Consider the following 22,631-nt stretch of genomic DNA (forward strand, 5'->3'; position numbering starts at 1 on the left):
TTTTTCCCATAAGCTTCGTATCGATCATTTTCCGGAACAAATAGAATGTGACAATAAAGTATTGAGGATAGTGTATCTCATGTCAATCTGGTCCGCTGGAATGTACAATAATCAAACGGAGCTGCTATCGTTTAACTTGACAATAGAATTCAAACTTTGACATTGAACTTTAATTGAAATACTGAGCACTCAGATTTCAGAAGGATAAATTGGGCCAATGTCTTTTCGAAGAATGAACTAAAATCAAATTATTGCTAATTAGTTTCCAAATAGAATAAAAGCTACAAATTTTAAATTGATATACCATAGAGCATTTTTGCAGATAAAGCGTTACTTGTTAAATTTATCATCGGGTTTATGCAAACAATATCTTATCAAGTCGAAGAGCATCTCAGTGTCGAAGAGTTTTTTCAAGTACTCCAAAGCTCGACATTAGCGGACAGAAGGCCTGTCGGAGAACCGGACAGGTTGGGCAAAATGTTGGAACATGCCAATTTGATCATTACGGCAAGACATGGAGACAAGTTAGTGGGGATTGCCAGGTCAATGACCGACTTTGTTTATTGTACCTATCTGTCGGAGCTGGCTGTAGACATCGATTACCAGAAAAAAGGAATTGGCAAAGAACTGATTCGCATTACAAAGGAAAGAACACCAAAAGCAAAATTGATCCTGCTTGCAGCCCCAAATGCAGTAAATTATTATCCCAGAATCGGAATGAAACATTGGAATCAATGTTATGTATTGGATCAGCTGAACGAGTTGGTTTAATCACCACATTCATTTGGAATTTATTCTGAAATCATCTCTTCAGCCCACACGGATTTTATTTTTTCAGGCTCATAAGTACGAATTATCCCGAACTGGCCTTTTTTGAGGCATTGAACCTTCTTAAAGTTGAATTTTTATTTTTTTTAACACTTTTTTAAACTTAATTGAATTTGTATAGTCCAAGTCTTGCAAATTTCGATTTTATGCGTTTGATCTGCTTGACTATCAGTACCTTTTTCTTGATCCAAATTTGTGATGCTCAGAAGCTCACCGAAATTCTATCCCGCCCTACTGATCGATCCGTTACACTCAGTGTTCTGTTTGATGAAGTGGTAGATTGTGAAGTAGAATATGGGACCTCTCCGGCGACTTTGGACAAATCGATTTCAGTCAAGAGAAGCAAGCCGGATACGCCAGTGGTATTTGAATTAGATGGCTTACAAGCGGACAATGGATATTTTTACAGGACCTTATATAAGCCTCCCGCTAAACCCACTTTTACTCAGGGAGAAATACACCGGTTTCACACTCAGAGAAATCCAGGCAGCGCATTTATATTTTGCATAGAAGCTGATGAACATCTTTACGACAAAAAAGGAGTAAGTAGCCTCTATCAGCGTTGCTTGGAAAATCAGGCAAAAGATTCTGCCGATTTCATGATTTCTTTAGGTGACACCTTTGGAGATGATCACACTCCACTTGAAACCTCAAGCGAAGATATGAAAGCCCTACATCTGGACTACCGCCAATACTTGGGAAGAGTATGCCATTCCATGCCATTTTTCTTTTGTCTGGGGAATCATGAAGGTGAAAGCGGTTATTGGCTAGATCAGACTCCCCCAAATAATATCGGGGTCTTTGGGACCTTATGGCGTAAGTTTTATTATCCCAATCCTGCGCCCAATCATTTTTATTCGGGAAATATGATCGCAGAGGAACATGGCATGGGACTTCCTGAAAACTACTATGCATTTACTTGGGGAGACGCTCTTTTTGTAGTGCTCGATGTATATCGTGACTGCGATGTAGACGAAAAACCAAAAAACTGGGATTGGACTTTAGGCCAAACCCAATACGATTGGTTTAGGCTCACACTTCAAAATAGCAATGCACATCACAAATTTGTATTCGCACACCATAACAGAGGTCAGGGACGTGGAGGAGTCATCCCTGCCAAAGGATGTGAGTGGGGAGGCTATGGAAATAATGGAAACGGTGCCTGGGAGTTTGACAAGATGCGACCAGGCTGGGAGCTCCCCATACACAAGTTGATGGAACGATACGGCGTGGACATCTTTTTTCAAGGCCATGATCATCTCTATGCCTGGGAAAAATTGGACGGGGTGATCTATCAAACCTTACCGATGCCAAGTGACTCTACTTACAAGATCGGTGTCACTGACAATGGTGACGCGTATTCGGATGTTACCATAGACGGATCAGGCCACCTTCGCGTTCAGGTGGAATCAGACTGTGTTACTGTGGATTACATAGCTGCTTTTTTGCCTGCGGATGAATCCGAAACTTTAAAAAATGGGACAGTTAGACGATCTTATCAGGTAGGCAATTGTGTGACGCAAACACAAGATGAAGACGGACAATTTTCACAACAAAAACAATATCATTTCTATCCCAATCCTACTTCAGATTTCATTCAGGTCACTGCGAATTCTATCAAACCCTACCATAGAAAAATTGAGATCCGTTCTATCGAAGCAAGTACATGCGATACAGGTGAAATATCTGCAGGTGAAGAAACAGCAAAACTAGATATTGGCAATCTATCAAGTGGATTTTACTTGATCAGGATAATAGATCAAAACAATATGACGACACACCGAATTCAAATCATAAAATAAGTACTTAATAAAATATAAATAAATACTAGATTCCATAAATAAGTGCGACAGTTAATAAAACATTCTTTTGGAGAAAGACCTATTATAAAAATAGGTACTTTCCCCTCAAGATTTTTAACTGTACACAAATGTATAAACAAATCACCTACCCTCAAAGGGTATTAATTGAACAATTTAAAAGGCAAGGAATGAGCATTATTCAGATTGCTGTGGAATTAGGATATCATAGAAGCACTATATATCGGGAACTCGATAGAAACTCTTCACCTGGTTCATACAAGTTATATGGAAGCGCAAGAGCTCAGGATCGGAGTGAACAGAGAGCACAAGGAAAGGGAAGGAAGAATAAAATTACAAGCGATCTTAAAAGCAAAGTGGATCAATTACTTAAAATCAAGTGGAGCCCAGAGCAAATCGAAGGTCGAGCGAATATTGATAAGTATGAAAGGGTTAGTAAAGAGTGCATATATCAATATGTATATGAAGATAAAAGGAAAGGAGGTGATCTATGGAGTAATTTAAGACATTCCCACAGAAGTAGGCGAAGACGCAAAAATACCTATAAACAAAGGGGAATTATCAAAAACAGAGTATGTATTGAAGATAGACCAAAGATTGTTGAATCTCAAAAAGGTATGGAGATTGGGAAGGAGATACTATAGTAGGAAAGAATCATAAGTCCCAAATTGCCAGTATGGTGGAAAGAAAATCCTTGTTTGTCAAGATCATTAAGCTGGAGTCCAAAGAAGCTAAATTCACAGCCAAAACAATCAGTTGCAAATTGAAAAAATATAAAAACTTATGCCATACAATTACATTAGACAATGGAAAAGAAAATGCAGATCATCAAACATTGGCAAAAGCATTGAATACTAAGATATACTTTGCTCATCCATATTCCGCTTATGAAAGAGGTTGCAATGAAAATATCAATGGTTTAATACGACAATACTTGCCAAAAAAATCAGACTTTTCCATGCTCAAGCAAACTGACTTGGATCGAATTGAATCCCAAATAAATAATCGACCAAGAAAAAAATTAGGCTACAAAACACCAAATGAAGTATTTTTGAACCTTGTCGCACTTAAATGTTGAATTCAGCAATTTTTATGCCACATAAGTTTACTTTTTTCTTGCTTGTTTTCTGTACAGTTTCCGGAAGACTATGGGCCCATGACATTCATGGAGATCATTATGTTGGATATTCTTTCCATTTAAAATCTAAAAATTACTTTAAAGGCTCTGTTTTATTTTTTTCTAATGATAGTGTTTATTTTCAAACCGAAGCAGGAAGTGTGAAGGGATACCTCATTTCTGAGTTTGATGACCAGGACAAAACTCTGCTGTTAGAGAGAAAAAAATTAATTGATCATGTGAATCAAAGCTTAGTCCTAAAACAACACAAAGCAGAGCAAAAAAAGGAAAATAAATTCAGTTTTTTTCCTGTCATTTTTGTTATGATTGCTATAGTCCTATTATTTATTTTAAATTCGATTTTCAATCATCGAAAAAGGAAATGGATAGTAGTCTCGACGAGTCTTTTATTCTTAAGCTCACTCCTTATTTTTTCTTTCAGGCATGAATGCAAGTTCGTATTCTTAGGTACAGATCCTTTGTTTATAGAGGCTGCATTTACACCCTTCAAACCCGAAGTGTTGACACGATGGGACAATACATGGTTTTATGTGGAGTCCAAAGGAATTCCGAAAACACATTCCATGATGACAGGTATCAGGAGTTGGCAACAGCAAGTACCAATTCCACAATGTTATACAGGCAGTAACGCTTGGCAAATTCCTTTACAGCCAGAACTTGCAGTAGATCCTGTACCCGTAAGTCCACAGCATTTTCTGAGAGGAGCTGTTGCCATAGCCAGCAATGGTGTACCTATATTCAACCCATATACGAACACGGGCGTTGATGCGCTGCTGGATGGACAGCTGGATCGGTGGGGAGGTCATAGTGGCCGTGCAGACGACTACCATTATCACGTAGCACCAATGTTTCTCGACACGCAGACTGTCGATATCCTGCCCATAGCTTTTGCCTTGGATGGATTTCCGGTATATGCGAGTAGGGAGCCTGACGGGTCGAGCATGAAGCCTTTGGATGCCAATCACGGACACTTTGATGGAAGTGGCTCGTATCACTACCACGGCAGCGATCAGGCACCATACATGATCGGAAGAATGGTCGGCAAGGTGACAGAAGACGCAACACTGCAAATCATACCACAGCCGAGAGCAAACCCGGTGAGACCATCACTGACACCGCTCAATGGAGCAGTGATTACCGATTTCGTTCCTAACTCCTCCGGTAATGGATATATATTGACTTATGAGCGCAATGGTCAATCAACTAAAGTGGATTATAGCTGGACGAATACAGGAAAATATACCTTTCAGTTTGTCAACAATAATGGCACAACGAGTGAAAATTATAACGGTCATATTCCTTGCGTGCTCCAAACTTCGGTGGATGGTTTAAGCACTGACGAAGTACAAGTACTCATCACACCGAACCCGAATTCAGGTACATTTTCCGTCAGACAGGAGAATGAAAAAGGAGTAAAATGGGAGCAAATTGAAATCATTGACCTCAATGGTAATGTTTACTTCAAGAAGAAAAATCCGGGAGAGAAAATTGATTTCTCAGAAATTAGATCAGGCGTGTATTTATTGAAAGTATATTTCCAAAAGAGCACCAAATCCTACAAATTTATTGTCCAATGAAATCAATTTTTAAGTTTGAATTGCTCGTTTTCTTTTCTCTGATATTATATCAAAACATTTGTATTTCGCAATCGGTCACAAAAACGATGTCCAAACTTCCGGATACCGGTCAAAATCAAAGTTTTAGTGCAGTATATGGCGAAGATGCAGATTACCAAATCAATGTACCTTATTTTTTGCTCAATGCTGATGGTACCGTTACAGACACAGTGACAGGCCTGATGTGGCAGCAGGTGGATGGAGGTGAAATGACCTTCGAGAGGGCCACTGAATATTGCACGAACCTACGATTGGGAGGATACAGCGACTGGAGATTACCTTCTGCACAAGAAGCCTTTTCTATATTGAATCACGGACGACAGAATCCTCCCCTTGACGTGAAGATCTTTCCAATCTCAGGTGCAGAATACTGGTGGACAGGAGAATTGCAGAAAGGCTCAACGACTAAAGTGTGGGTTACCAATGCAGGAGGCGGTATTGGCAACCACCCAAAAAATGAAACCATTAGCGCAGGAGGCATTAAAAAAATTCATGTCCGCGCTGTGAGGGATATTCATGGACCTCAAGAGATACCAGCACATTTCATCATCTCAGATAGTATAGTGACAGATGTTCTGACTGGACTGGAATGGCAGAGGTTTGGGACTTCCGATTTTATGGAATGGGAAGAAGCACTCAGACGAGCTGAAAATCTAGTTCTGCAAGGTCATGCAGACTGGCGATTGCCAAATATCAAAGAACTTGAATCGATCAATGACGAGGATCGACTTCAACCATCAGTACAAGAGTATTATTTTCCCGAGGTGGGAATGAATAAATATTGGTCTTCGACCTCCCTGCCCAATCAAACCAACGAAGGTTGGTTCATGCAGACAGAGTTTGGAGTCATCTCGCATGAATCCAAAGCAACCAAAAATAAAATCCTCTGCGTCAGAGGAGGCATCAACCCGATACTGCAGAATGGAAACATTGCAGAGAATGTGCCCTTGCAAGTACTTTCAAATGTTTTTTCACAATTCATCCGTACAACTTTTCGAAACAACAATATCGATTTCCACTTGATAGATAGTCGCGGAATAAGCATATACCGCGGAAAAAATATTGATGCACAAGATTTTTCATCATTGAGTTCAGGAGTATATTACCTCATCACCGCAGGAGACCAAAACAAAAGTTTCAAACTGATCAAAATTTAATAAACATGTGCAAGCGTATTGCAATAAGTCTTACAGCATCATGCCTGATGTTCATAGCTCAGGCACAGAAAATTGTCCATCGGGAAATCCTCAGCAGACCTACTGATCGAAGTATCACCCTTCTCTGTTCCTTTGATCAGGATGTCGAGGTTTGTGCGCGATATGGTACTTCCAGTGGAGCTTATACCAGACAGACTCCTTGGATACTTTTTGTCAAAGACAGTCTTACAGAAATCCTGATGGAGCCTCTCGGACAAGATACAAGATACTACTACCAGCTTTGTTATAGAAAACCTGGACAGACCAATGAAATTTACAGGCCTCAGGGCACATTTCACACACAGAGGTCTCCCGGAAAACAATTTTCATTCGTGATACAAGCAGACCCTCATCTGGATGACTTTTCCGATACAGCTCTATATCGCCGATGTCTTAAAAATGAACTGGAGGACTCTCCTGATTTTATGATTGATCTCGGAGACATATTCATGTCTGACAAGCTCAAAGTCGGAAAAGAGAATATCACACATGATACTGTAACCTGGAGGGTCAAATACATGCGTTCTTTTTATGAAGAGGTATGTCATTCTTTGCCACTGTATCTTGTTTTGGGCAACCACGAGGGAGAGGCGGGATGGCAGTTGAACAATACTTCTCAAAATGTAGCAGTTTTTGATGCTGTTGATAGAAAAAAATACTTTAAAAATCCCGCTCCGGACAATTTTTACAGTGGAGATGATGCGAACTACACATTTATGGGCAAGCGTGAGAGCTATTATTCCTGGACTTGGGGAGATGCTTTATTCGTTGTACTGGATCCTTACTTTTTTACCAGTATCAAACCGGATACACTCAATGGCTGGCGCTGGACACTTGGAAAGGATCAGTACGACTGGCTTCGCAATACTCTGGAGACGAGTGATGCAAGGTTCAAGTTCGTATTTTGCCACCAGCTCGTAGGGGGTGATCCACTGGGCCGAGGCGGGATAGAATATGCCGATAAGTATGAATGGGGAGGCAAAAACCTGGAAGGCACAACTGGCTGGTCTTCCAATAGACCGGGATGGTACAAGCCGATAAAGGAATTGTTGGCAGAGAACAAGGTGACAATTTTTTTTCACGGACATGATCATTTCTTTGCAAAGCAAGACAAGGATTGCCTGATTTATCAGCTGGTCCCACAACCTAGCTTGCCTAACTTCAATGGTCCAAACCAAGCGGCTGAGTATGGATATTTTCAAGGAAAAATATTGCCCAATTCTGGCCATCTCAGAGTCACAGTAGGTCCTCTCGGGGTATTGACAGAATACATCAAAGTGTACCTACCTTCCCAAGAGACAGGCGCTCGCCATAACAAGGATATTGCGGCCAGCTACTACATTCCGGAAAATTATTGTTACGACACCTTGTTTACTAATACTCCGGTGCTTTGGAATGCTGATTATGGCCGTGAGTTGATTTATCCCAATCCTTCCTGCGGGGAGATAAAAATTGAATTTTCACTAGCTGAAGAGAAGATAATTTATCTCGACCTGTTCGATCATCAGGGACGTCGTCTGAGGCGATTGATCGACGGACAGAAAATTACTCCTCAGAAATACGAGGTATTTTGGGATGGCCGGGATGATCGCTCACAAGAACAACTATCTGGAACCTATTACTACAAATTGTACTCAGCAGATGGTCTAATTTCCGGAGGTAAATTGGTATGGATTGCACCATAAGTAGGGACAAAGAACTCATCTTATTTCCGGAAAAATTTCGTCTTTTTCCAATAATTTTTTTTATTAAATTTAGACATTTTCAAATTCTTGGGTACCTCAGGACTTACAATTTCTAAATTGTAAAATTCAAGTACAGCAATGATGTCTTTGACTGGATGCGAAAACTGCATAGAAAGGTCTTTTAAAGGAATTCCGGAGAGGTATCTTTTGACTATTTTGTCTCTCGTGGATTGGTCATGTATTTTTGGAATTTTTCTAAGGATGAACTCAGGAGTTATTACTAAGGAATCCAAACCTTTTCCCGAAATAAATTTCTCATAATATTGCAAAGTAATATTCAAATCTTTTAAGATCACCGGATTCACAAGTATATTCTTTTTGACGGGGTTGAGCGTATCAAAAATGGTTTATTTTTTATAGTTCATTAATATTGCTGTGGATTGGTCCCATTTGGAAAATTTCTCAAGTATCAAAAATTCTGGAGTGATATTGCTTAGGTATTTATGGATATGCTGTCTGGCATCTTTATATTCCTTTTGTTGGAACTGTGTCAGGTGGAAGATATGCACCATTTTATCGAAGGATAAACTAAAAATAATATTTGAATTCTAAGGGATTATTAAATTTGCCTTTCTATTATAAAAATGTAGTAAATAAATGTTTACAATAGATCAAATCAAGGCTGCACATGCAAAAGTAAAGTCAGGAGCTGACTTTCCGGCTTATATACGCGAGATCAAATCATTGGGCGTAACACACTATGAGTCATATGTAAATGACGGGCATATCGATTATCATGGAGCTGAAGGATTCACTGCAACCGTTCCTCAAAAGTACGATCCAATTCCTGTATCTGAGATAGCCAAGTTGGAAGAGTTTAAAATTGAATTAAAAGCACACCAACAAGGCAAAACCGACTACCTGACTTTTATAAGAATGTGTGCTGATACAGGTATTGACATGTGGGAAATCTCTATAGACAAAATGACATGCACATATTTTGACAAAGCTGGGAATGAAGTATTGATTGAGCAGATCCCGGAATGAAACTTTGATCCTTGAAACATAAGTATAAATAGATCAAGTATATTATCGAGTCAGTATCAATTTGGTAAGAATCCATTACTGGCATATTCAATTTGGGTTAAAGAAGAAAAGAATATTAGGACTTCAATTTAGAATTGGCTATCCTGAATTGAATTTAGCATACTCACTTGAAGTATAAGATTGAATTTTTGTAAATGTTAAATAATAATCTATTTTTATATTCTCCGTCGAGAACAAACATCTTGATTTGAATTTTTGTTTTTTGGAATGAATTTCAAAACACATGATTGAGAAAAACTAATACTAAATTTATGATAAAAGCAATATTGTTGGTCTGTCTGATTTGTGGCTTTACATTTGAGAGCAAAGCTCAGGAAAATGATAACTTCCGCAGAAATGCGTTGTATTTAGAATTAGGGAAAAATGGTTTGCTCATTAATGCGGTTTATGATCACACGATGCAACAAAAGATGTATGGTATTCAGTTTAATTTGGGTTCAAATTTTGGAGGAAATACTATTGCTTTGACCATCGGTTCAGGTATCTATAAATTGATCGGAAATCATAGACAATTCCTTGAACTTGGATTGGATTTGAAGTATTTTATATTGAGCATAGTACAAGATGATGTAATCGGTTTGAGCGATTTAGTTTATCCAAGCAAAAGTATTAGGACCATTGATCCAAGAATAAATTGTGGGTATAGGAATTTCGGTACGAAAACAGTTTTTAGGGGGGTGAGTCCTGGCTACATTGATCGGAAGGTTTTTTGGGTGCTTATATAAGTTTTGGATTTAGATTTAAATAGTTTGACCTCAGTTGGCAATTGTCAAATATTTCTCTGGATATTCATCAAAGGAAAATGCATATGGATAATATTTAAAAAACTTGCGTTTAAAGGAAATTGGAATTATGAAAATCAGAATGAATCTTTCAGTACAAATTCAATCTAGAAATTCTTCGAAATAGGTTTCAAATAAACAGACTTTGGCTTTAATTTTTATTAATAAAAGCTATTCATGAAAGGATAACTTTCATGAATAAGCTAATTCACAGAGGCCTAATAATGAGTTTATTGACAGAATGTAACTAATTTTGAACAGCTTGGTATTCAAATCCTATAACCTATTCCGGCCATCATTCTAAATTCTGCTTCGGCATTGGAGTTTTCTGCTTTCTTTAAATAGAGTAAATAGGAGGCTAGCCCAATGCCTAAATCTAAACTCCATCTCATATTCTTAAATACAGTCTGGTACCCTATTCTGCCAACAACTCCAAGGTTGGGCCTGCCATAGGATATGATTTCTTGATTTTCACCGATTAAGGGTTCATTGTATTCATAATTGTAATGAATTCCTGGCGACAAGTAGATTCCACTTAAAGCTCTATCCTTATAATTAGCCGGGTAGTATCTATAATCTAATGAAGCATTGAACCAGTCTCTTTTGCTGAAAAATGTAAAACTACCTCTGTGCAGGTTCAACTGTAAGGAATGTTTATGACTCAGTCCCTGTTCCAGGTGGATTGAAGGGATAAGAAGTACATTGAAGACATTCGTTTTCACAATAGTCTGCGACAGGATAGAAGTAGAGAAGAACAAGGATAACAGGACAAATAAGGTTTTAATGAAATTAAAACTCAAGAGTATGTTTGAGTAGCAATTGTTTGGTTGATAAATCTTTTTTCTCCGCATCTATCGACTTTGTTTTAATTGTACGAAACTGTCTTAATTAACATGTTTATCCTCGGTTTCGTTCAAGTTGACCATCCTATTAATCGTGTGGTTTCTTCATTGAAAGCAAATCATGATGTCAATGGATGACCTTTTTATTTAAAGTTGATATATTATTATTTGGAGTGAATATTTAGATTTTCTAAATTGCTTTTATCGTGATGATAATAAGCTCAATAAATATTTTGGAGTTCAAATATTAATCTTTCTGGATATTAATTAATAATAGTTTTTAACTTATATGAAGGTATCATTTTCTTCAATATTATTGGGTTTTATAGCTTTCAAAGAAACTTATTGATCTGAATAATTTGATTAATCTTGGTTTAAACATGTTTTTTCGATCTATAGAGGCATATTTATCTGAGAGATAACCATTATAGATTTAGAGTTTATCGGAATAGGAAATTATGGGCAGCATTTGATCTTTATAATAGGAGGTTCAGTATATTTGTGACCGAAGAATACTTGATATTAAAGTTCATCAAGACCGAATATTTTTATTATGCAACATGTTTTAATGAATCCTTATCCGTTTGTACTGGCTCTATTGGTCATATTGGCGACTATTTTGTTTGCATTTTTATCTAGGAAGTATCTGGAAAGAAGAATCATCAAAAATGCGCTCCAGCACCATATAGATGCCACGGGATTCGTATTTGTCAGCCATCTGGTAACATCTATCATTTATTTGATCGGATTTGGTTGGGCATTGTTGATGCTTCCAATTACACAAACCTTTGCGCATTCGCTTTTTGCTGGAGCTGGCATATCGAGTTTGATTCTTGGTTTTGCTTCACAACAGTTGTTTTCCAATTTGATTAGTGGAGTGTATCTGGTAATTGTAAAACCTTTTAAAATTGGTGATTTGGTACAGATACAGGACAACACCGGTCATGTAAGAGAGATCAATCTCAACTCAACTATTATTGAGGATAATGACCAGAAAAAAATTATCATTCCGAGCTCTCTTATTTTAAATAATGTGATTGTAATTATAAAAGAAACTGATGCGAAATAGATTATTTTGTTTCCGAAAGGTAGCTATAGAAATCAGTGGATATTCAAGTGCTTGTATTTGATTTACTTTTTTTAATGGGGCATCTGTTACAAAGTTATTTTAAACAAACTAAAATTACTCGGAAATGAGAACTACCGAGCTGACGTTTTACTACGAATTCAGATTAATATATCAGAGAAGCCTTAAGGGATTTTGAATCTATTTGAATTGTATGTTTTGAGATTGCAACAATTTAGAGGTATGATATGATATAGTTTGTACGAATCAGGTGAAACCATATTTTATTTATTAACCCATTTCATTTCCTAATTTGTATCCTTATTTCCAAAAAATTGAATTCATTGAGAATAGGTTAATTTAGTTTCCCAATGAATCGTTGTTCAACCAAAAAGACATGAGAAATTTAGGGTGTAATTCCGGTGTCTATTTTTGCTTGTTTTCTGTGTGGACTCAAACTTTGATAGTTGTTGGAAAAAACGAAAGCCGACTTTTAGTGCCATGTCGGCTTCGTTTTAACCTTTTACAAGGATGTTACTTTGCCATTAGAGGGTACTCCAGTATTGATCGAGAGTGTCTTGACTAAGTCATGGTTCCCGACTGGATAGATTTTTTGGGGAGGTAGATCCTTTTCCAGGCCATTCTTCAAACAAAAACTAAAGTTGAGGTAGGTAAGAAACCGCCTTCATTGCCGTTGCATTTAGGCTTACAAACTTATTCTGCGAATTGGTTTGTAATTGATTTCATAGGATTAGTGTCAGAATTTCCGATTCCGTTACCGGATTTCAATAATTTTTTTAAAAAAAAATGAATTTTTGAGGAAGGCAGAAATTGAGCCTAATTTATGTTTGGAGACTCCCCTTTTCCCATCATTTTCAGTAGATGAGACTTAAATTCCATTAAGATCATCGCGGTAGCTCCCCAAACCCAGTGGCCGTCCAATACAAATCCAGGTACCTCGATAGAATCAGAGTAACTTGTCTTGATCGTTCTTTTCTCAATATTTTGGTCCGCAAGCAGATCATGAAGCCGTATAGGAATCAATTCTTCTACTTCATTTTCACCAAGTTGGAAGTTTGGAGTACCTGTGTAATAAGCCACGTAGGGATGTACTATGTTTTGACTTACAGGAATAAATAGTGTGGACAATGATCCAACTATCAGGATGTTTTCTGTATTTACTCCTATTTCTTCCGAACTTTCTCTGATGGCTGTCAGTGCAAGATTGGAATCAGTTTCTTCTTGTCGTCCCCCGGGAAGGCTGATTTGGCTTTTGTGTGGATCTCCGGGATGCGCAGATCGCCTGATCAATGGAAAAACAAAGTCCTCATCGTTCTCGTAAAGCAAGATAAGGACTCCTGCCGTTCTTGCCGTTGGTCCCGGATCTTCCTTCAAGCGATGGGGCAATGGAGCCATCTGAACATGTGATTCAATGCCTGTCAGGGGATATTCAAAAAAACTTTTGGAAAGTTGTTCGATCCATTTCGGCCCAGCCATAAGGAGAGCTTACTTATTGCTTTTTTTCAGGTATTCTTCAAGTGCCATAGCCATGGACGGAGTTTCAGGAGTCGGCGCCTGAATGTCGAGTCTAAGCCCTGCATCCATTACAGCTTTTGCCGTTGCTTTTCCAAACGCTGCTATCCGAGTATTGCCCTGTTCGAAATCAGGAAAATTATCAAAAAGGGACTTAATGTCAAGCTGACTAAAAAATACCAGCACGTCGTATTTGATGTCTTTCAGATCGGAAAGGTCCGCTGATACGGTACGATACATGAATGCTTCCTGAAACTTTACCTTAGCTTCTTTGAGTACAACAGCAACATCCTTACTTCCAGACTCAGAGCTGGGAACCAGAAAAGGACCCGCTTCGCGATGCTTGACAAAGTATGGCATCAGTTCAGCGATAGATTTATTCCCGTGGAAAACCTTCCTCTTCCTGAAAATGATGAACTTTTGAAGATAATTGGCAACGGCTTCTGTGGCACAGAAGTATTTGGTCATCTCGGATATTCTGGCACGCATTTCCTCTCCAAGACGAAAGAAGTTTTCGATAGCATTTTTGCTGGTGAACACCACACATGGATATTCTTCCATTCTGATTCTTTGTCTCCTGAATTCCTTTTCTGTAAATCCATCGACCTGAATAAATGAACGCCAGTCGATCTGTAACTGGTACTTGGTTTCCACTTCGTAATAAGGTGACCTTTCCGGTTTAGGTTGTGAAACCAAGATAGAATTCACTTTCAAAAAGTTAGACGGGGAAATGGGCGAGGTCGTCGCCTTAGTGGTCTTTTTTACAGGCATCTATGCTTGGTTTTAACTAACCAGACCCTGACGATAGAGAAAAACACCTATCCAAACCAGGGGCGCGATTTCGCAGCTGCAAAGATACAATAAAAAGTGAAAAAGAGATGACCTCCAAGTATTCGCGGTAAGAAGAATATCTCTCAAAATTCTAAAAAAGTAAAACAAAGAGATGAAAATAGCAGTAACATATATCAATTTACCTGCTACATCAGGATGAACAAACGCGATCAGAAAATCTACAGGAATAAGAATCATAGACAAAATGCACCCAAAAATGATGATACTGAAGGTAATTTTGTCCAGTTCTTTGCTCAGTCCGAATATTCTCCCAATGTATCTGAGACTGAGATGTCGGATGGCATAAATCAGACAAATGCTGATCATGATCACTGCGATATAATATGGATTCTGCAGGCCTTTGTAATAAATGAAACTGAGATAAAGGAAAATACTCAACCCGATGAAATAAAGTCCGTAAAGAATCAAATAAATGATCATATTTCCCTCACGGCTCTCTCTGAAAATCAATCCGAGATAATTCAGGTTAAACAGGCTTCTGAACATCTGTAAAGTGATACTGCGATTGAGATTGATGGCAATTGCAAGTAGAAAAGTGAGAAAGAGCAACAACCAAAACAACAAATTTTTGACGTCCGCTATCTGGGTTGATCCCAGAGCGATTTTTGGCAGAAGCAATCTCTTGATTTTTGCTACCTGAGTGTCTGAGCTGTCCTTTACATACAAGGATGGTCTAAGTTCGAATGGATTTACGAGCCCTCTTAGGTCCGAACTTTCAGTATTTGTTATTCCAAGAGGCATGCTGTCCTTTGTCGTAGTCCTGATTTCAAAAGGATTCTTACTTTCTTGAGCGAAAATCTGAAAGCTACTAAGGATGAAGAAAAAAGCACTAAAAATAAGTCTCATCGATCAAGGGCAGATGAACTTAAATCCTATACCATGTATGTTGTCAATCTTGATGGATGGATCTTCTCCCAAATATTTCCGCAGCCTCGAAATGAAAACGTCCAAACTCCTGCCCATGAAATAATCGTCCTCGCCCCAAAGCGTCTCAAGAATAGAAGATCGTTTGATGACTTTATTTTTATTTTTAAGCAGATAGCTCAGGAGTTCGCTTTCGCGCTGAGTTAATATTCTGACATTGTCGTTCAGTATAAGTTGATATTCCTGTGGGATGTATTTGTATATACCAACCATCTGCTCGACTTCAGTTGTAGGCATTTCAAACACTCTTGACCTGCGCAGAAATATCTCAATCTTGAGGATCAACTCCTCAATACTGAAGGGTTTGGTCAGATAATCATCCCCACCCAATTTGAGGCCTTGAATCCTGTCGTCTTTTTGTGATTTAGCTGTAAGGAATATGATCGGAATCTGTTGATTTTTCTTCCTGATGGCCTCAGCAATACTAAACCCGTCCATACCGGGTAGCATCACATCTAGGATGACAAGGTCAAACTGGTCTGAGTTAAACTCATCTATTGTTTTCTTCCCGTCCCCACAATGCCTGATCTCATATCCCTGCAATTCCAGATGGTCTTTGGTTATGAAACTCAAAGTTTCGTCATCTTCTGCATATAATATTCTGGCTCGCTTCATGAAGAAAAATTTGGGAACAATATACGAACATTCGTTCCTTTTCCAAATTTGGACTCTATTTCGACCGGAAATTTATGCAATTCACAAATCCTATGGACATAAAACAAACCGATACCATATCCTTTGACGTCATGTACATCTCCGGTAGGTACACGATAAAACTTGTGGAATATTTTGTCCAGATGTTCCTGTCGTATACCGATACCTTGATCTTCGATTTCAAAGCATGCCTGGTCATTGATCCTTTTGAGTCTGACATGGACTACAGGCGCTTCCTTACTGTATTTTATAGCGTTGTCAAACAAATTGGACAATACATTACTCAGATGAAAACGATCAGCCTGGATCTGTACGTTTTCCAATTCATAGTCACGATAGACATGCCCCCCTCTGTCATTTGCCTTGAGAGCAAAAGGTGTAACGATTTCTTCAATGAGTTCATTCATGTTTAATTTCTCTTTTTTCAAGTGAAAGGTGGAGGATTCTACTTTGGCAATTTGGAGTATTTTTTCAACATGATCATTGATTCGTTGATTTTGAGTGCTGATGATCGTGCTATATTGAAGCAAGCGCTTGTCTTCCTGTATCAAAGGATGATTGAGCAGTACGTCAGTAGATAGCTTGATCGAAGATAAGGGTGTCTTAAACTCGTGAGTCATGTTATTGACAAAATCACGCATCAACTCAGAATATCTTTTCTGCCTCAACATGATGAAAATCGCAGTGGCAAAGATGATACAACCCAATAAGATCAGCAGGGAGAAAATGATCACTGAACTCATCTCCTGATAGAGGTACGAGTTTCTATCCGGAAACTTCACTTCAAAATAATGGTTGACGTCGGACTTTTTGGTTTTGACCTTTTTGAGTTTGATCGGTTTTTTCTGACTAGAGGAGACACAACATTCAGAATATACCAACTCGTTGTTCGCACAATCATAAATGCCATATTCGAACTGGGCTTGAATGCCCTGTTTGTCCAACTCAGACTCTAAGTAAAATACCAGGATTGATTGCTCAATGAAGGAATTTACATTGACCACATAGAGATTAGAAGACTCCTTCCTGATCAGACCTTTTTCATTGAGTTTGACTTTGTTGTATGACGCAATGAGCTGAGCGGTGTTGCGCAATGCAATGTTTACAGAGCGATTGAACTCTACCTCTTCTTTGTTAAAATTTTCACGCAGATAATAAGCCTGCATGGCAAATATCCCGATGACCGTGAGCGCACCGATGATGACTACCATTCTAATCCAAAAGGATGACATATTGCAAAGTTAAGATAAAAGCCGCCGACATAACCTGCTGAATGTCAATTTGCTAGACTTGTGATGTGGGTTTTAAAAATATTTTAACAATAAATGTATATACATTAAATACATTTGTATTAAATTTGTGTCGTGAAACTGGAACTAGAGATCAGGCAGAATATTTTTGAAAGTGAGGCACACAAGCTTCATGTGAATCTGCTCTATACCGCTTACTGGATTCGTGGAAAGACAGATCAGATTCTCCAGCCTTACGACCTCAGTGTTGAGCAGTTCAATGTCTTACGCATACTCAAAGGGGCAGGCAATCATGCTGTAAATTTGAAATATTTAGCAGAGCGTATGCTCAATAAACAAAGTAATGCCAGCAGATTGGTCGACAAATTGGTTGAAAAGGCTTATGTCGTCAGAGAGAGTAGTCCAAATGATCGCAGACAGATAGAGTTGAAGATCAGTGAAACTGGTTTGGAGGTAGTCCGTGAAGCGAGCAAGTTGGTGAGCAAAATGAATGTGATGTTTGACTGGATCAGCGACCAGAAAAAAATTGATTTCAACGACAGTCTGGATCGAATCCGAGAAGAGTACAATTAACAAAAATAAGTATATAGCATGAAAAAAAATCTTTTCTATTTAGGATCTCTTGTGATACTATCGGCTTTTTTGATGTCAGCAACAATGAAGAAGCAGAAACCTGTCACATTAAATGTAAATACATCTATCAGCAAAATTGGTTGGTTAGGTAAAAAAGTAGTGGGTCAACACAGCGGACAAATTTCAATCAAGTCTGGTCAAGTGACCCTTCAAGAAGGCAAAATCACTGGTGGAATGTTCTCTATCGATATGAACACTATTACTTGTGACGACCTCAAAGGTGAGTATAACGCCAAGTTGATCGGTCACTTGAAAAGTGATGATTTTTTCGGTTCTGAAAAATTTCCAACAGCTGATTTTAAAATCACTTCAGTAAAATATATAGGCAAGACAAATGCACAAATTACCGGTGATCTTACGATTAAAGGAATTACTCACGCTTTGACTTTTCCTACAGATGTCACTCCGGGCAAGAACAATGTTCATGCTAAAGCAACCATCAAAGTGGATCGTACCAAATACGATATCAAATATGGTTCAGGCTCTTTTTTCGACAACTTAGGCGACAAAGCAATTGAAAATGAATTTACGCTAACTGTTAATTTACATGCTGGGATGTAATAACCCCAAATCAGTTGAGCAATCTTCAATAATCAGTTTATTGGCAGGAGTGGACCAATTGAAGTTAGTTTTTTAACCCTAACAACTTCTGTTAAACACAGTTAGCCGGTAGCTTAAGCTATCGGCTTTGTTATTTTTGTATCCTGCTTAATCCAGCTTTGGCTTTTTGGTGTAAAGATCGACTATATTGCCTTGGCTTGAGTTGAAGCACTTCCCTGTATTTGTCTTCTGCCTGTTGGTAGTCTCCTAATGACTCATAGATCAATCCACTTTGCAATACAGCGTTGCAAGACATCGGATCGGAGTGAGTGAGGTCAAAATCCCAGGCATCCTGAAAATAATGCAGGGCCTCTGCTGATAGATTTTTGAGCTGACAGATTCGTCCCATGCGATATACCGCTTCAAGTCTCCAGTTGGGATTCAAATAGTAAGATTTCATTTTTGGTGCCAGCAGTTCATAAGCTCTATCCGCCAACGAGCCATCACAAAGGAGCCTGGCTTTGAGCAATACGGTGTCCGGCTTCAATCCCATCAGCATCTCATCATGTGCTTGTTTATCCTCATCCAACAAAGCGTTTCCGGCATTGAGACATAATTTACGATAGTTTTCCCATGATTTTTGATCGTCCATAAGCAGGGCGATCCAACTTAGTTTTTGATAACATTCCTTCTTGTAAGAACTGCCCTTTGCCAGGAATAGAAAATCGTTGAAATAATTTTTTGCATTCAAGTCAAGTCGCTGCAATCGGCAAATTCCCTCCAAATAATACAGAAAAGGGAGCCTCTTCTTCAAATGCGCCGGCAATGCCTGTAATCGGTTAAGAGCAGCATCATTTTGTCCTGCTTTCATGGCCAGCCTGCTTTGAACAAAAGTGATCAAAGGTGAAGGATCATAATCAGCGAGTTTAGATTCGAATAGTCTAAATCCTTCCTTCGGCTTGTTTTCCAAATAGGAACTGACATAGGCTTTGCAAGCTGCTGATTCCAACAAAAAAATGTCTCCATTAGACTTAGCAAATCTGTCAAAGTAATCCAGTTCACTTACGCCAACTTGTAATGATCCATTCATCCCAGCAAGACGTGTGGCCCAACTTAATTCGGAAGGAATCGTGCTGATCAAGGCGTGAATAAGACCAAGGCTTTTGTAAGTATAGGGGTAGTCAGGATGCTTTGATTTGTTCCACTCTAACAATTGTGTCGCCTTTCTGATATCTGTCACACCCGAAATCCATTTACTGAATTTGAGTGCACATAGTCCTGATTGCAAAAGAATTTCAGCCTGAATAAAATTTTTCTCATGTTGAGCCAGATTAGATTTGTTGATACGTAAGACTCTGGCGTCCTTGAGCTTTTGCATATTGTCAAATGCAGCTGTGCTCTCACTGATGAAGGTTTTTAAAAAATCATTGAAATGGTCTAACAAAATTATGGCTTCTTCCTGTTCTCCTTCTGAAAGAGCTTTAGTGCGTAGTGTTTGGTAACGTGCGTCGTCCAATTCTAAAATGCCTTGATAAGCTTCCCGACAGCCAACACCGAATGTCAATGTTTGAGCAGTGAGTTCAGTTATGCCGGATGAAAATAAAATTATCAGCAAGCTTATAAAAGCGGCTACACGCATGAACCTTAAACAAATAAATGAGAAAAAAGCTAAAATCAGCTTTCTACTTCCTGGATATTGTCATCCACAAGCACGCGTCCGCAATGCTCACAAGCCACGATTTTTTTTCTCAAGCCAATTTCAAGCTGAAGCTGTGGTGGCACTTGATTAAAACATCCGCCACATGCATTTCTTTTGATCATGACTACAGCAAGACCATTGCGATACCGTCTGCGTATGGTATCGTAAGCATGCAAAAGACGAGTTTCGATTTTTTTACGGTGTTTGTCAGACTTATTGAGGAGAGTTTGTTCTTCTTTTTCCGTCTTCTCGAGGATTTTAGAGAGTTCTTCCTTCTTTTCGGAAAGCTCAGCTTCTTTTGCCAGTACTTTTTCTTCTATAGTCTCCAGGGTGAGCTTTTTTGCTTTTACCTGATCGACGATTTCCTTGAGTTTCTTTTCAGACAACTGAATTTCGAGCCTCTGAAGATTGATTTCCTTACCCAGTGCTTCGTATTCACGGTTATTTTTTACTCCTTCGAGTTGTTTTTCATATTTCTTAATGGCATCTTCTGCCATTTTGACATTAGACTTGTGGTTGGATTGCTCTTTCTCAAGCTCCTGTTTGGAATTGTCCAGCTTAGACATTCTTGTACGCAATCCTCCTATTTCGTCTTCCAAGTCGCTGACGACCATAGGTAGTTCACCTTTTAAAATATGGATCTGGTCAATTTCAGAATCGATGCACTGTAAATCATACAAATGCTTCAGTTTGACACCAATAGGAATTTCTGCAGTTACTTTAGCTTTAGCCATAATCACAGGTATTGTACAGGATTTGTATTCATTTTTGTACAATGGGTTGCAAAATTACGAAATTTTTCTGAAATGAGACCGGCTAAATGTTCGATCGTAAAAAATTCACTTTCGTAATGTCCGATGTCAGCTATCGTCACTTTAGCATTTGCTTCAAAATATTCGTGATACTTGATATCTGCGCTGATGTACAAATCTGCTCCGCTGTCTATTACATCTTGAATCAGAAAGGAACCCGATCCTCCGCAGAGGGCAATTTTGGTCCATTTTTCCTTCAAAATAGCTGTGTGTCTAAGAGTCTTGATTTGGAAGCTCTTGCAAACAAATCGGAGAAAATCTATGGGCGGCACCGGCGCTTTCAATAAGCCAATCAATCCCGCTCCAACATCTGCACCCGGCTCGTGAGGTCTGAGAATGGTAGTATCCATGAGACCCAATCGCGCAGCGAGTTGACTATTGACGCCATTGATCAGTATATTATCTAAATTGGTGTGGATCGCATAGATAGCGATATCATGCTTGATGGCGAACATCACCGCCCGCTCTACATAATGCAATCCATTGAATCGTTTTAATCCTCTGAAGACGATAGGATGATGTGCTACTACTAGATTGCAGCCGGTGGACTGAGCTTCCCGAAGAACTTCTTCTGTGGCATCCAGACAACATAATACTGCTTTGACTTCTGTTTCCGGATGTCCTACAATCAGTCCAGAATTATCATAAGATTCCTGCAAGTGCAAAGGAGCTATAGATTCAAGATAATCGCAAAGTTCTTTAAGTTTTACTGGGGATGATAAAGGTTCAGACATGGTGAAAATCCGGTTTGATTGATGCTGCAAAATAGTAATCCTGCAAAAATCAGGCTTTTATGCTCCGCTTGGAAATTTTCGAAGTGCGGATAGTAGTGCCGTCTTTCGCTATGAATTGAACGAAATAAATTCCATCTGCATATGAGCTCAGGTCAATTGTTCTGGACGATGAGTTAACATCCTGTGACAATATTATTCTACCGAGTAGGTTGTGCAAAGCGATATGATGGACATCACTGAGATCTCCTTCAATAAATGCGAGGTCTTGTACAGGGTTGGGTAGAATTCTTAATCTATTTCTCTGATCTGTGTTCTCTACATACGTACCTGTTTTTTCCTGTAGTTCCAAGCTAATTTTGGCGGAACCATCGCCACTAAAGTTATTGTTAGAGTTCACTCCGTTACCTGCAGCGTAGAAGCTGACTGCACCGGTGCCTGCTTTGGGAGCAGTCCATTTCATCTCAAAAAGGTTGGAGCTGCTACGGTCAATGTGTTCTACATACATACGACCATTTCTCGGGGTAAATGTTCTTGCATTAGCCGATATAGGTATCCAGCTTTTGTTGTCAGTTCCGGTCTTTTTGAGAGGTGCATGGAGACTGAGCAGCTGGAAACCATAGGCACTAGGTACGTTGCCGCTTACGTGGTTGACGCGGACCTTGACCTCATATTCCTTGTCAGGAGTATAAGTTTTTACTGTGTCTTTGCCATCGAGGACAAAGATGTCCAAGCTTACATTAATGGGTCCATTGTGGCAGTTGAGACAGGTTGTTGCATCGTCACCCGGTGCTCCGGTACTGCCTAAACCCCCGGAATAAGCTCTGCCGGCTCGATTGGACATCAACAAGACTGAACCAAAGCTCAAAAGGAAAAGAAAGTAAATGTATTTTTTCATCGGCAGAAAATTCAATTATACTATG

General features: G+C 38.9%; 23 protein-coding genes. 12 read left to right on the forward strand and 11 right to left on the reverse strand.

Annotated elements, in window-relative coordinates; translation table 11 throughout:
• The first annotated feature begins 357 nt into the window (after positions 1-357).
• The 7 genes from IPI99_05105 (at position 358) to IPI99_05135 (ending at position 8,283) form a co-directional block, all read left to right on the forward strand.
• Entirely contained in the window at positions 358-771 is a 414-nt protein-coding gene (locus IPI99_05105) for a GNAT family N-acetyltransferase (GenBank protein ID MBK7339886.1), read from the forward strand.
• 203 nt (positions 772-974) lie between these two features.
• The gene (locus tag IPI99_05110) at positions 975-2,630 is read left to right on the forward strand and encodes a metallophosphoesterase (GenBank protein ID MBK7339887.1); all 1,656 of its coding nucleotides are present in this window, start codon (positions 975-977) and stop codon (positions 2,628-2,630) included.
• A 128-nt stretch (positions 2,631-2,758) separates the two neighbouring features.
• Positions 2,759-3,292: an IS30 family transposase gene (locus IPI99_05115; GenBank protein ID MBK7339888.1), complete on the forward strand. Its 534-nt coding sequence runs from the start codon at positions 2,759-2,761 to the stop codon at positions 3,290-3,292.
• Positions 3,253-3,726, forward strand: a complete 474-nt coding sequence (locus tag IPI99_05120) for an IS30 family transposase (protein MBK7339889.1) — start codon at positions 3,253-3,255, stop codon at positions 3,724-3,726. The genes IPI99_05115 and IPI99_05120 overlap by 40 nt, the downstream gene beginning before the upstream one ends.
• Before the next feature lie 14 nt (positions 3,727-3,740).
• Complete coding sequence (locus IPI99_05125) at positions 3,741-5,363, forward strand: YHYH protein (GenBank protein MBK7339890.1); 1,623 nt, start codon at positions 3,741-3,743, stop codon at positions 5,361-5,363.
• Positions 5,360-6,559: a DUF1566 domain-containing protein gene (locus tag IPI99_05130; protein ID MBK7339891.1), complete on the forward strand. Its 1,200-nt coding sequence runs from the start codon at positions 5,360-5,362 to the stop codon at positions 6,557-6,559. The genes IPI99_05125 and IPI99_05130 overlap by 4 nt, the downstream gene beginning before the upstream one ends.
• A gap of 5 nt (positions 6,560-6,564) precedes the next feature.
• Positions 6,565-8,283, forward strand: coding sequence for a metallophosphoesterase (locus tag IPI99_05135; GenBank protein ID MBK7339892.1), 1,719 nt, complete (start codon positions 6,565-6,567; stop codon positions 8,281-8,283).
• Between the two features lie 20 nt (positions 8,284-8,303).
• Here IPI99_05135 and IPI99_05140 read toward each other — a convergent pair whose 3' ends face one another.
• Positions 8,304-8,648 (reverse strand): hypothetical protein, encoded by a 345-nt coding sequence (locus IPI99_05140; protein ID MBK7339893.1) that lies wholly within the window; start codon positions 8,646-8,648, stop codon positions 8,304-8,306.
• 292 nt (positions 8,649-8,940) lie between these two features.
• Here IPI99_05140 and IPI99_05145 point away from each other — a divergent pair, with 292 nt between their 5' ends.
• Both IPI99_05145 and IPI99_05150 read left to right on the forward strand, forming a co-directional pair.
• Positions 8,941-9,330, forward strand: a complete 390-nt coding sequence (locus IPI99_05145; GenBank protein MBK7339894.1) for a DUF1398 domain-containing protein — start codon at positions 8,941-8,943, stop codon at positions 9,328-9,330.
• A gap of 311 nt (positions 9,331-9,641) precedes the next feature.
• On the forward strand, positions 9,642-10,115 hold the full coding sequence (locus IPI99_05150; protein ID MBK7339895.1) for a hypothetical protein: 474 nt from the start codon (positions 9,642-9,644) through the stop codon (positions 10,113-10,115).
• 326 nt (positions 10,116-10,441) lie between these two features.
• On the opposite strand, the gene IPI99_05155 is transcribed toward IPI99_05150, so the two are convergent.
• Complete coding sequence (locus IPI99_05155; protein MBK7339896.1) at positions 10,442-11,023, reverse strand: DUF3575 domain-containing protein; 582 nt, start codon at positions 11,021-11,023, stop codon at positions 10,442-10,444.
• Positions 11,024-11,567: 544 nt separating this feature from the next.
• On the opposite strand from IPI99_05155, the gene IPI99_05160 reads away from it, so the two are divergent.
• Positions 11,568-12,083: a mechanosensitive ion channel gene (locus tag IPI99_05160; protein ID MBK7339897.1), complete on the forward strand. Its 516-nt coding sequence runs from the start codon at positions 11,568-11,570 to the stop codon at positions 12,081-12,083.
• Positions 12,084-12,917: 834 nt separating this feature from the next.
• Here the strand turns inward: IPI99_05160 and IPI99_05165 are convergent.
• From IPI99_05165 to IPI99_05185, 5 genes are all read right to left on the reverse strand, one after another.
• Positions 12,918-13,577 (reverse strand): CoA pyrophosphatase, encoded by a 660-nt coding sequence (locus tag IPI99_05165; protein MBK7339898.1) that lies wholly within the window; start codon positions 13,575-13,577, stop codon positions 12,918-12,920.
• Positions 13,578-13,586: 9 nt separating this feature from the next.
• Positions 13,587-14,327 carry a uroporphyrinogen-III synthase gene (locus tag IPI99_05170; protein ID MBK7339899.1) on the reverse strand — a complete coding sequence of 247 codons (741 nt, stop codon included), beginning with the start codon at positions 14,325-14,327 and terminating at the stop codon, positions 13,587-13,589.
• Positions 14,328-14,396: 69 nt separating this feature from the next.
• Positions 14,397-15,311 (reverse strand): DUF4271 domain-containing protein, encoded by a 915-nt coding sequence (locus IPI99_05175; protein MBK7339900.1) that lies wholly within the window; start codon positions 15,309-15,311, stop codon positions 14,397-14,399.
• A gap of 3 nt (positions 15,312-15,314) precedes the next feature.
• Positions 15,315-16,004: a response regulator transcription factor gene (locus IPI99_05180; protein ID MBK7339901.1), complete on the reverse strand. Its 690-nt coding sequence runs from the start codon at positions 16,002-16,004 to the stop codon at positions 15,315-15,317.
• On the reverse strand, positions 16,001-17,275 hold the full coding sequence (locus IPI99_05185; protein ID MBK7339902.1) for a HAMP domain-containing histidine kinase: 1,275 nt from the start codon (positions 17,273-17,275) through the stop codon (positions 16,001-16,003). Before IPI99_05185 ends, IPI99_05180 begins: the two co-directional genes overlap by 4 nt.
• A gap of 132 nt (positions 17,276-17,407) precedes the next feature.
• Here IPI99_05185 and IPI99_05190 point away from each other — a divergent pair, with 132 nt between their 5' ends.
• Together IPI99_05190 and IPI99_05195 are read left to right on the forward strand one after the other, a co-directional pair.
• Positions 17,408-17,866 (forward strand): MarR family transcriptional regulator, encoded by a 459-nt coding sequence (locus IPI99_05190; protein MBK7339903.1) that lies wholly within the window; start codon positions 17,408-17,410, stop codon positions 17,864-17,866.
• 18 nt (positions 17,867-17,884) lie between these two features.
• Positions 17,885-18,487, forward strand: coding sequence for a YceI family protein (locus IPI99_05195; GenBank protein ID MBK7339904.1), 603 nt, complete (start codon positions 17,885-17,887; stop codon positions 18,485-18,487).
• Positions 18,488-18,617: 130 nt separating this feature from the next.
• On the opposite strand, the gene IPI99_05200 is transcribed toward IPI99_05195, so the two are convergent.
• Genes IPI99_05200 through IPI99_05215 form a run of 4 tightly spaced genes read right to left on the reverse strand, consistent with a single transcriptional unit; the run spans position 18,618 to position 22,606 of the window.
• Entirely contained in the window at positions 18,618-20,105 is a 1,488-nt protein-coding gene (locus IPI99_05200; GenBank protein MBK7339905.1) for a hypothetical protein, read from the reverse strand.
• Positions 20,106-20,140: 35 nt separating this feature from the next.
• A complete protein-coding gene (locus tag IPI99_05205) occupies positions 20,141-20,899 on the reverse strand; it encodes a hypothetical protein (GenBank protein ID MBK7339906.1) in 759 nt (252 codons plus the stop codon).
• 2 nt (positions 20,900-20,901) lie between these two features.
• The gene (locus tag IPI99_05210; protein ID MBK7339907.1) at positions 20,902-21,711 is read right to left on the reverse strand and encodes a Nif3-like dinuclear metal center hexameric protein; all 810 of its coding nucleotides are present in this window, start codon (positions 21,709-21,711) and stop codon (positions 20,902-20,904) included.
• A 49-nt stretch (positions 21,712-21,760) separates the two neighbouring features.
• Positions 21,761-22,606: a T9SS type A sorting domain-containing protein gene (locus IPI99_05215; protein MBK7339908.1), complete on the reverse strand. Its 846-nt coding sequence runs from the start codon at positions 22,604-22,606 to the stop codon at positions 21,761-21,763.
• Between the last annotated feature and the right edge of the window lie 25 nt (positions 22,607-22,631).

The organism is Saprospiraceae bacterium, assembly GCA_016710235.1.
GTDB lineage: Bacteria > Bacteroidota > Bacteroidia > Chitinophagales > Saprospiraceae > Vicinibacter.